This is a genomic window from Streptomyces aurantiacus (assembly GCF_001418335.1).
GTDB classification, from domain to species: Bacteria; Actinomycetota; Actinomycetes; order Streptomycetales; family Streptomycetaceae; genus Streptomyces; species Streptomyces aurantiacus.
In genome coordinates this window covers 1-11,354 of the sequence record NZ_LIPP01000424.1, presented here as the reverse complement: position 1 = coordinate 11,354, position 11,354 = coordinate 1, and the positions used below count along the sequence as shown (strand labels likewise).

Here is an 11,354-nt window from a genome sequence, read left to right as displayed (position 1 = left end):
GGTGTGGGTGTGGGTGCGGGTGCGAGGTGGGGTGCGGGTGCGCTGTGGCTGGTCGCGCAGTTCCCCGCGCCCCTTAAAAGACCGCGCAGTTCCCCGCGCCCCTTAAAAGACTGCGCCGTACCCCGCGCCCCTGAAAGGCGAAGGAGCGCGCTGTTCGCCGGTGACGGGTGTGTGACGTGGGCCACGCGCTTGGATTTCGACTCTCCCTGTAAGAAGTGGGCCGCCACGCGCATTGCTTGCTGACACGGCCGATACGAGGGGACGGCGCATGACACATGCCCAACGCTTCCGGGACATCTACGAGGAGTGCTATCCACGCGTCCTCGCCTACACCACGAGCCTGGTGGGACGGCAAGTAGGAGAGGACATCACCAGCGAGACACTCACCGTGGCCTGGCGGCGGGTGCGGGACATCCCGCAACCCGCGCTGCCCTGGCTCCTGGGAGTGGCTCGCAACCTGGTGCGCGAACTGCGGCGCCGGGACAGCCACCAGTACGCCCTCGCCGCCGCGGAGGCACAGCGCATCAGCAGCAACGCCCGGTCCGACGCGGGCGACGTCGCGGCGGACGTGACCGACCGGGAAGCCGCACTGCAGGCCCTGGCGAGCCTGTCCGACGCCGACCGGGAACTGCTGACGCTCATCGCCTGGCACGGGCTGAGCGCCAAGCAGGCCGCACGGGTCCTGGGCTGCACCACCGCGACGCTGACCGTCCGGCTGCACCGGGCCCGCCGCCGCCTGGAAAAGGCCCTGGAACCGGCGTACCCGACGGATACGGCATACCCGGCAGATACGGCGTACCCGGCGGATACCCCACGCCTCGCACAGACACCACGCCGCACCGACCGCGATCGCAAAGGAGCACTCACATGAAGAACACCCAGGAACGGTCCGGACGGCCCGACGTCATGAAGGTGCTCGCGGGCGCCCGGCCCGACGAACTGGACCCGTCCAGGCTGGCCAACTCCGCACGGCAGCACGAGGACCTGGCACGCATCCTGGCCGGGGCCGGGACGACGGACAGTCGCGCGACTCGCTTCCGGGCGCCGGGTCGACTCCTGGGCGGGACCTGGGACGGGCTCCGGGACGGGCTCCGGGGCGGCATCAAGCCGCTCGGGACCGTGGCGGCCCTCGCAGCCGTCGCGGCGTCCGCGGTGGTCGTGAGCACGCTCGACCGGGACTCCTCAGGCGTGAGCCCGGGGTCGTCCGCGCAGTCCTCCTCCGCTGCTGCGGGGCCGGGGTCGGCGGCAGCCGACAGCAAGGGTGACGTCAGCGTCGACGGCCGCCTCGAACTGCTCAGCGTGGCGAAGAAGGCGGAGACGCCGGCCGCCGAAGGAACGTACTGGCAGACCACCACGCGCTCGGAGGACGTGAACGTCGTCGGGGAGAAGGCCGGGGAGAAGGGCGGGGACAAGGGGGATCTCTTCGCCGTTCGCACCACGTCGACCGCCGAGTGGTCGGTGGGTGTGCGCCCGGGTACCGAGAGTCTGATGGTCACCGGTCTGGACGGCGTGACCGCCCCCCGCACCGCGGCGGACAAGGCGCGCTGGCGGGCCGCGGGCTCACCCGAGACGATGGAGGCCACGGTCCTGGGCAACGAAGAGGGCGGCACGCTGGGCTACACGATGGGCACCCGGCCGCCGACGGTCATGCGGACGGACGACGCCGACGACAAGATCTACGCCCTCGGCCCGCAGAACGTCTCCTACCAGGACCTGCGTGAACTGCCCTCCGACAGCGCCGAGTTGCGCCGACAGCTGGAGCGTCTGTACGCGCAGGACAGCGGGGCCGACGCCGGCGCGGGCCGCACGGCCTACGTGCTGCGCCAGGCGGCCGACCTCATCACGATGCCGGTGAAGCCCGCCGTCCGGGCAGCCGCGTACCGGGTGATGGCGGAACAGCCCGGCGTACGGGGGCTGGGGAGCGTCACCGATCCGCTGGGGCGCGAGGGGGCGGGCTTCACCCTCCCCGGCACGTACCGGACGCCGCTGGGCGACGTACAAGAGCGGCTGGTCGTCGACGAGTCCACCGGCGAGCTGCTCTGCGAGCAGCTCCTGCTGGTCGACCCCTCGGCCAGGGCCCGGGAAGCGGGTCTCGACGCGGGCACGACGGTGAACTACACGGCGACGACCCGGATGAGCTGGGGCGAGAAGCAGATCACCGTGCCGAAGAACGCTCAGCACTGAGCGCGTGTGATCCGACGGAACACCGCTCAGCAAGAGCACGTACAACACAGCACTCAAGTAGGAACACAGGGCAAGATGACAACACCCGTACGACGGTTGGCGTTACCCGCCACCCGCGTGGCCACCGCGCTCGCGGCCTGCGCCATCGCACTCACCCCGTACGCCGCGCAGGCCCAGACGCAGGCGCAGGCGCAGGGACCGGATCGGTCGCAGGCGCCGGCTCGGGCGGCGGCCGAGCAGCGGGCCGCCCTCGCGAAGTCGCCCTGGGAACTCGCGCTCCCGCTGTCCGGGGCGGAGTCGACCGACTTCTACGACATCACCGCGACGGGCCGGGCCGACGCGTGGGCGGTCGGCAGGAAGACGGACGAGTCCTGGGCCTCGGCTCCGGTGGCCAAGCACTGGGACGGCACCCGGTGGAGCGACGTCCCGCCCGCGGAAACGGGCGGCAGGCCCGCGCAGTTGGACGCGGTGGCCGCCTCGGGCCCGAACGACGTCTGGGCGGCAGGAACGTACACCGACATCGAAATCGCCGCGGCCTCCTCAGCCGCCGCCCGGACGCCGGAGGGCACCAAAGCGGACCGGTTGCCGGACACGCTGCCGGACACGCTCCTTGACCGGCTGCCCGACACCCTGGCGGACCGGCTCCGTGCGGGCGCGGCGCTCCCCGGTACCGCCGACCCGATCGTGCTCCAGCACTGGGACGGCACCCGCTGGAAGTCCGTGTCGCGCCCGGCACCCGACGAGGGCTCGATCCGGTTCGTCCTGCAACTGAAGTCGGTGGACGCCGACTCCGTATGGCTGACCACCCTGGACTGGAATCCGGCGGCGGACCCCGCCGACTCGGCCAAGGCGTACTCCGGCCAGTTGGAGCACTGGGACGGCCACAAGTGGAGCCGTACGGCACTGCCCCAGGGGCCGGACGGCAGGACGGTGGAGCCCTTCGGCATCACCGGCACCGGCCCCGACGACGTATGGGTCAGCTCCCAGACCGAGGCGGCCGGCGTCTCCACGCCCCTGCTCCACCACTTCGACGGCCGCCGCTGGACGGTGCGGACCGTCCCGGTCCCGTTCGAGTACGGCGCCGGCTGGGTGGCCAACCGCATCGTGTCGACCAGGCGCGGAACAGTGCATGTGCTCGGCAAGACCAACGATCCGGGCGTGCCGAGCGGGCTGCTTTCCACGCGCTTCGACGGCCGCACGTGGCAGCCGACACCGGTCCCCGGGGTCGACGAGGTGAACGCCACGGGCGTGGACGGCTCGGGCCGCGTGTGGGTCGCGGGCTGGCCGCCCCAGGGTGGCAGCCACACGCTGCTCTCCCGCTGGGACGGAACCACCTGGACCGACGAGGAACTCCCGGCGGAACTCACCTCGACGAGCGAGGGCAGCACGGTCTTCGCCATCGCAGGCGTCCCCGGCACCCGAGCCGTACTGGCCGCGGGCAACGCCGCGTGCGAGAGCGTGACGGGCGCGTGCGGCCTGCTGGCCTCACGCGGACTCCGCTGACGGAAAGGCAACTGCCTGTGGCCCGCACACCGGTGTGCGGGCCACAGGCAGTTGCCTTCCCGTCGTCCCGGCCGACGCATGGTGGGACGCGGACGCGGACGCGGTCTCCGCGACGCAATGGCGGCGGCCCCCGATGCCTGCGCCCACCGGATCGGCAGGGGCCTCACGGCAGTCGTGTCGGTGAAGCTCGACCGCCCCGAATACCGCCCCGAATACCGCGGCGCCACGCGCGGCCTGCTGGGCAACACCGACGTGCGTGCGGGCGTGCGTGGGCGAGGCGAGGCGAGGCGAGGTGAAGTGAAGTGAAGTGAGGTGGTTCATGATTTCCTGAATTCAGGATCTCCTGTACCGTCATCGTGTGCTGACTCTCGCTACCGAGGTAGAGGTCCTGGCCCGTTTCGGCCGCGCCCTCGCCGATCCCATCCGCTGCCGTCTGCTGCTCGCGCTGCGCGAGGCTCCGGCGCACCCCTCCGACCTGGCCGACAGGCTCGGCGTCTCCCGGACCCGGCTGTCGAACCATCTGGCGTGTCTGCGGGACTGCGGGCTGGTCGTCGGGGTGCCGGTGGGGCGGCGTACGCGTTACGAGCTGGCCGACCCGCGCCTCGGGCACGCCCTCGACGACCTGAGCGCGGCCGTGGTCGCGGTGGAGGCGGACCGTACCTGTCCCGAGGCTGCCGAGAAGGGCTGCTGCTGACCATGGCCGCGATATCCCTGGGACCCTCGCCCGCCCGCCGTGACGTGCTGGCTCGCCGGGTACGTCTGCTGGTGAGCGCCACCATCGCCTACAACGTCGTCGAGGCGATCGTCGCGATCACCGCCGGAACCATCGCCTCCTCCACCGCGCTGGTCGGCTTCGGCCTCGACTCCGTCGTCGAGGTCTCCTCGGCCGCGGCTGTCGCCTGGCAGTTCTCCGCGCGCGAGCACGCCGTCCGCGAGGCGCGGGAGAAGACGACGCTGCGGGTCATCGCCGTCTCCTTCTTCGTTCTCGCGGCCTACGTCACCGTGGATGCCGTACGGGCTCTCGCCGGGACGGGGGAGGCGGACCGCTCGATTACCGGGATCGTTCTCGCGGCCCTCTCGCTGGCCGTGATGCCGTTCCTGTCCGCCGCCCAGCGCCGGGCCGGGCGGGAACTGGGCTCTGCCTCAGCTGTGGCCGATTCACGGCAGACGCTGCTGTGCACGTACCTCTCCGCTGTCCTGTTGCTCGGCCTCGTCGCCCATGCCGCACTCGGCTGGTCGTGGGCCGACCCGATCGCGGCGCTCGTCATCGCGGGGGTGGCGGTGAAGGAAGGGCGGGACGCCTGGCGGGGTGACGGGTGCTGTGCCGTGCCTGCCTCCGCAGTGCCTGCCTCCGCGACGGCGGCGAAGGCCGACGACGCGTGCGGGTGCCGGGCCGGATGCGACTGCTGCTGACTGGGAAGTGGCCATGGCCCCCTCCGTGCCGCGTCGTGCCGCTTCACTCGATCGCATGACTGACCAGCCGTTGCGCCCCTGACTTCGCATCGGACGCGGAATTCTGCGGTGAATGCGATCCACGGAGCGAGCAGGTCTTCGAGGTGATGCACGTCTTCGAAGTGATGCAGGTCTTCGAAGTGATGCTGAACGGCCGGCTGTATCACCGGGCTGACGCTTAGGGGGGAGTCCAGCATGCGCAGATCACTGGGTCGGGAGCCTGGTGGGCGGCAGCACCCGCCCATTGACCCCCGAGAGCGACGGCTTCTGTGGTTCAAACGCGTCGTCGGCAGCGCGTTCGCCCTCGTCCTCGCTCCAGTTCTCGTAGCGGTTGCCGTGGGATGGCTGTCACCGGGCACCGATGACAGCCCTGCTGAGACCCCCAGTTCATACAGTTCATCGCCGTCAGGTCCTGACTTCGACGTCGTGCCGCGGTTGATGAACGAGACCGGCTGTACGGCCTTCGCCCGCCCCCTCTCCTCTCCTGAGGACCGCGCAGAGCTCAGTACGCAGTCCGACGCCGACGCCGTCATCAAGAGGAACAACGGCGCCCGCGCCTCCGAGTTGAGCGTCAGCATCACCCTGCAGGGCGGCGACCGCGCACTCACCATCGAATCGATCGACATCGAGCCCAGGACCCCTCGCCCGACAGCTCCGCTCGACGGGGGCCTCATCTGCGAGCCCTCCGCAGGAGGAGAGCCGAAGATCAAACTTCACGCCGACATGGACGCTGCGACGCCGGTGTTCCGCATGTCTCGCAGCAAGGGCTCCGGCGACACGCCGTACTTCCGCGACAACGCCATCACGCTCACCCCGCACGAACAGGTGCCACTCCGCGTGACCTTCACCGCACAGCGGGGCTACCGCGCATTCGAACTGGTCATTCACTACACGATCGCGGGCAGGACCGAGAAGCGCGTCGTACCCGCGCCCGAGGGCAGCCGGTGGGCCGTCACCGCCCTGAACAAGACATACGGATCCGTCTACGAGGGCACCATCGGCGGCCCGTTCGAGCTCTCCGACGAGGCGGACCAGTGCGGACGGGAACCGAAACCGGTGGGCTGCTGATGCGCCGCCCCGTCGCCCACGTAGCCGCGGCACTCGCCCTCTTCGGCCTCGCGGCGTGCACCGGAGCCAACGGAGAAGGCGGAGCCAACGGCGAAGGCCGGGCCACCGACGACAGGAAGCCCCTGCCGTCGGTGCGCGCGGACGCGTTCGAGACCGTCTGGTCCCAGCCGGCCCGCGGCGAGCCGGGTGTCCCCACAGTGACCGACGATGTGGTGCTCGTCCCGCAGGGCGACGTGATCGATGTGCGCGATGCGCGTACGGGCAAGAGCCGCCGGATCGTACGGGCGAACCCGGCGGACCGGATCGCGAGCACCGGTCTCACCGGCGATGTGATCGTGGCCGACATCGAGGGAACCCTGCAAGGCTTCGACTTGCGCACCGGATGGCGATTGTGGACGCAACCGTACGAGCTGAGAACGATCGTCCGGCCCGGGGACGAGCCGCAGCTGGTCTTCCCCGGGACGGTCGTCGTCACCGAGCGCGGCATTGTCATCCACGACGGCGAGGGCCGCATCACCGGCCTGGACCCCAGGACCGGGGAGCCGGCCTGGCAGCGGCAGGCGGAATGCGACAGCAGGGCCTACACGATCGCCGGCGCCACCGGCGACACGTACTACGCGGCCGTCGTCGGCGCCACCGCCCGGTACTCGATCACGCTCTGCCAGGAGGGCTCGGAGAAGGTACTCAAAGCTCTCGACCCGCGCGACGGTGACCGCGTCTGGCAGGCAGAGGCAGAGGCGGAGGCAGGGGCGGAGGCAGAGGACGGCGGCGGTCGCACGCATTTCACCACTGCCGAAGACGTGATCGGTGTGCGGTCCGACGACGCCGGCAACCACAAGGCCTCCTTCACCCTCTTCGACGAGTCCGGTGACCACCTGGCCGACGGCACCGTGAAGGACCCCGTGGGTGACGGCCGGACCGTGGGCCGGGTCGGGGACACGGTGTACTTCCATGACGGACGGCAGCTTCACGCACTCCGGGCCGACGGATCACCGCTGTGGCGCCAGGACGCTCCGAACGACCTCGTGGTGAGCGCCCGGGCCGTCATCTCCAACGGCGAGCCGCCTACACCCGAGATGGTGCAGCAACGCACCGGCGTGAGCGTGGTCATCGACCTGTCCGGCAAGAAACGCGCAATGCTGCCGTGGCCGCTCCGCGGCGAGCTCATCGGGATGAGCGGCGAGCTCCTGATCATCCGGGGCGCCGAGGAAGACGGCGCCCGGTACACGGCGCTGCGCCTGGCGCGACATGACGTGGCGGAACCCGCCCTGGGAGGAGTGGCGCCGTCGGACTGGCCGGCTGCCTGCTCCCTGCTCTCGGACAGACAGCTCAGCGCACTGGGAGAGGGCTACCTCCGGCTCCCGGTCAACAAGAGCCGTACCGTCTTCGGCGTCAGGCTGCCGCATGAAACCCAGTGCCGGTTCGCCACCGAGTCGGGATCCGACAAGGACATCTTCCAGGTCACCGTGCGGTGGGTGGCCGCCGACTCCGACACAGCCCGGAAGGTCGCCGCAAGTGACCTCCCATGGGACACCGGAGTGCAGCGACTGAACCGGAACGTCCATCTCATCTCGGAGCGGAACGAGCTACGCCCGGAGAAATCCGCCATGGTGGCCTCCGGCCGCTACGTCATCGGGGTCAACGCCCCGAAGAACGAGAAACTGGTCCGAACGATCGCGTTGCTGCTGTCCGACTGAGCACTGCGCCGCCCTCGGCGCACAGTTTGGCCGGCTGCCGCGTCGGCAGCAGGCGGCCCGCGAGCAGCGCGCGCGGAGGAAGCGGTTCTGGTCCCGAGTGGTCGTGATGAACGAAAAGCTCTGGGGCCGGGTGCTGTTGATGGTGGTGGCCAGGGCGGTGATCTCGTGTCCGGTGGCGGGGACGGTGACGCGTTCGCGGGGGTCGTTCGCGGTGACCGAGTCCAGTACGGCGAGGGCGTATTCGCCTTTCCTGATCGGCCGGTCAGGTTCGATCAGTAACCGGTCAACGAGGTCCCGGCATGCTGGCTGAGTCTCTTCGCCACTAGGGAAAGGCCCTGTCACCGATGTCCGTTGCTGAAGGTGCCCCCGCCGCGGCCAGGACGGGTTTTCCTCCCGCATGCGCCCGTCGTCAGTCACCGCTCCGGCCTGTGACCGTCCGAGCGGGCGAGCGAAAGCGATCCCTTGCCCTGACGAGCCGACATGAGGAACACCGCGTCGAGGGCGAAGCGGTCGGCGGCAGATTTACGCCTGACCAGTAGAAACCCAGTGATTGCACCCGGAAGACAACAAGTTCTCAGACAGCCTCCAGGGGGAGACTTGCGCAGACAAGTGAGAAGAACGTGCGCGGCCACGATCGCCGCGGCGGCAGCCGTGGCCCTGGCGGCGGGCATGACCGGCCCGGCGTCGGCGGAGGCCGAGCACACGGCCGTTGACCAGGCCGGTGACCAGGCCGTTGACCAGGGCGTACAGCTCACGCCCAAGCGTCGCATCACCCTGATCACCGGCGACCGTGTCGTTGTCGACGCCAAGGGCCGTGTCGTCGGCCTGGAGCGGGCCAAGGGCCGCGAGAAGATACCCGTCGAGATCCGCAAGACCGATGGACACACCCTTGTCGTGCCGGCCGACGCCGCGCTGCTGATCGCCGGCGGCAGGCTCGACCAGCGGCTCTTCGACGTGACCGAGCTCAACAAGTCGGCGAACCGCAAGTCCCAGAAGCAGGGCCTCAAGGTGATCGTCGGCTACCGCGGCACGGCCGCCGCGGCGAAGGCGGACGTCCGCGACGCCGGTGACACCAAGGTCCGCAGGACCCTCACGTCACTGAACGCGGACGCCGTACTGACACCCAGGGGGGACGCGCCCGACCTGTGGGCCGCGGTCACCGACACGCGGTCAGGCGGCGCGAGGACCGCCTCCGGTATCGCCCACGTGTGGCTCGACGGGGTCCGCAAGGCCAGCCTCGACAAGTCCGTTCCGCAGATCGGCGCAGACAAGGCCTGGGCCGCCGGGTACGACGGCAAGGGCGTCAAGATCGCCGTCCTGGACACCGGTGTCGACACGACCCACCCGGACCTCAAGGAGCAGGTGGTCGGGGAGAAGAACTTCTCCGCCGCGCCCGACGCGAGCGACAAGGACGGCCACGGCACGCACGTCGCGTCCACCGCGGCCGGTACGGGCGCCAAGTCGGGGGGCAAGTACAAGGGCGTCGCGCCGGGCGCCGAACTGCTCAACGGCAAGGTGCTCGACGACAACGGCTTCGGCGACGACTCCGGCATCCTCGCCGGCATGGAGTGGGCGGCCGAACAGGGCGCCGACATCGTCAACCTCAGCCTCGGCGACACGGACACTCCCGACATCGACCCGCTTGAGGCCCAGGTCAACAAGCTGTCCAAGGAGAAGGGCATCCTCTTCGCGATCGCCGCGGGCAACGACGGGGGCGAGCAGACGATCGGCTCGCCGGGCAGCGCGGAGGCGGCGCTCACCGTGGGCGCCGTCGACGACACGGACAAGCTGGCCGACTTCTCCAGCACGGGCCCCGGCCTCGACGGGCAGATCAAGCCCGACGTGACCGCGCCGGGCGTGAACACCACGGCCGCCTCGGCCGCCGGCAGTGCCATAGCCCAGGAGGTCGGTGAGAACCCGGCCGGTTACGTGAGCATTTCGGGTACGTCGATGGCCACCCCGCATGTCGCGGGCGCCGCGGCGATCCTGAAGCAGCAGCACCCCGACTGGACGTACACCGAGCTCAAGGGCGCGCTGACCGGCTCGGCCAAGGGTGGCACGTACACGCCGTTCCAGCAGGGTTCGGGCCGCGTCCAGGTCGACAAGGCCATCAAGCAGACCGTGGTCGCGGTCCCCTCGTCGGTGAGTTTCGGCATCCAGCAGTGGCCGCACACCGACGACACCCCGGCGACCAAGAAGGTCACGTACAAGAACCTCGGCACGGCCGACGTCACGCTGAGCCTCGCGGTGACGGCGACCGATCCGAAGGGGCAGGCCGCGCCGGCCGGTTTCTTCACGCTCGGTGCCAGGACGCTGACCGTCCCGGCGGGCGGCACGGCCTCCGCCGACCTCACGGCCGACACCCGGCTGGGCGGCACGCTCGACGGCACCTACTCCGCGTACGTGACCGCGACCGGCGGCGGCCAGAGCGTCCGCACGGCGGCGGCGGTACAGCGCGAGACGGAGGTGTACGAGGTCACGCTGAAGTTCCTCGGCCGTGACGGCAATCCGGCGAAGTACTACAGCACCACCCTGGTCGGTGTGTCCGGACCCGCCCAGGGCAAGGAGTACCGGCCCTACGACGAGTCCGGCACGGTCAAGGTCCGTGTTCCCAAGGGCGGTTACATCTTCAACACGGGGATATTTGCCGACGCGGAGGACATCGCCAAGGGTATCGACTGGGTGGCGCAGCCGAAGCTGAGCATCACCAAGAAGGCCACGATCACGGTGGACGCGCGGACCGCCAAGCCGGTGGACATCACCGTGCCCGACGCTGCGGCGAAGGCGGGGGCCGGCTGGCCGAGCTACACCGTCGGCACGGCGGACGGCTCGGACGGGTTCGGCTGGTGGCTGGACTCGTACGCCAACTTCCGTACCGCGCACGCCGGTCCGCAGGTCACCGACGGCACCCTGTACCAGGAGTGGGCCGGTCTCTGGGCCAAGCCCGCCGAGGAGTACGACGTCGTCGTCGGCGGCAAGGTCAAGCAGCTCGCCACCGGTTACACCAAGCACTACAAGGCGAGTGAACTGGCCACGGTGAAGACCGGCCTGGGCGCCTCGTCGCGCGGCAAGAAGGGCGCGATCTTCGCCGAGGGCAAGCTGCCCGCCAGTCCAGGCTACTTTCCGACCGGGATCCAGCAGACGCTGCCCGGCACGCGGACGCTGCACCTGTCCACCGCGGGCGGGGCGAAGTGGAAGCTCGACTTCGAGCAGCACGGCGGGCTCGACGAAGGCGGCTTCCCGATCGTCGAGGCCGCATACGGTCTCGGCACTCCGCAGACCTTCAAGGCCGGCAAGAGCTACGAGAAGACCTTCAACGCGGGGGTCTTCGGGCCGCGGATCGGCTCGGACTACGGCATCTACCGCGAGGGCAACGGCATCTACGGCTTCCTGCCGCTGTTCGCCGACGGCAAGACCCACGTCGGCGGGTCGCTCTACTCGTCGGCCACC

The 11,354-nt window shown here is 70.2% G+C and carries 8 protein-coding genes; all 8 read left to right on the top strand.

The features are described 5' to 3' along the window. Positions 1-268: 268 nt before the first annotated feature. Entirely contained in the window at positions 269-871 is a 603-nt protein-coding gene (locus tag AOK01_RS37595) for an RNA polymerase sigma factor (RefSeq protein ID WP_055519734.1), read from the top strand. Further along, positions 868-2,184, top strand: a complete 1,317-nt coding sequence (locus AOK01_RS37590; protein ID WP_055519732.1) for a CU044_5270 family protein — start codon at positions 868-870, stop codon at positions 2,182-2,184. Before AOK01_RS37595 ends, AOK01_RS37590 begins: the two co-directional genes overlap by 4 nt. Before the next feature lie 75 nt (positions 2,185-2,259). After that, positions 2,260-3,687, top strand: coding sequence for a hypothetical protein (locus tag AOK01_RS37585; protein ID WP_157871652.1), 1,428 nt, complete (start codon positions 2,260-2,262; stop codon positions 3,685-3,687). Between the two features lie 358 nt (positions 3,688-4,045). Continuing rightward, positions 4,046-4,381: an ArsR/SmtB family transcription factor gene (locus AOK01_RS37575; RefSeq protein ID WP_055519725.1), complete on the top strand. Its 336-nt coding sequence runs from the start codon at positions 4,046-4,048 to the stop codon at positions 4,379-4,381. A 2-nt stretch (positions 4,382-4,383) separates the two neighbouring features. Continuing rightward, positions 4,384-5,100, top strand: coding sequence for a cation efflux transmembrane domain-containing protein (locus AOK01_RS37570; RefSeq protein ID WP_055519723.1), 717 nt, complete (start codon positions 4,384-4,386; stop codon positions 5,098-5,100). Between the two features lie 465 nt (positions 5,101-5,565). Continuing rightward, positions 5,566-6,207 (top strand): hypothetical protein, encoded by a 642-nt coding sequence (locus AOK01_RS37565; RefSeq protein WP_157871651.1) that lies wholly within the window; start codon positions 5,566-5,568, stop codon positions 6,205-6,207. Continuing rightward, positions 6,174-7,904: an outer membrane protein assembly factor BamB family protein gene (locus AOK01_RS37560; RefSeq protein ID WP_055519720.1), complete on the top strand. Its 1,731-nt coding sequence runs from the start codon at positions 6,174-6,176 to the stop codon at positions 7,902-7,904. Before AOK01_RS37565 ends, AOK01_RS37560 begins: the two co-directional genes overlap by 34 nt. A 609-nt stretch (positions 7,905-8,513) precedes the next feature. Beyond that, positions 8,514-11,354 (top strand): S8 family peptidase (locus AOK01_RS37550; protein WP_055519736.1); only part of this gene is annotated, 2,841 nt, incomplete at its 3' end.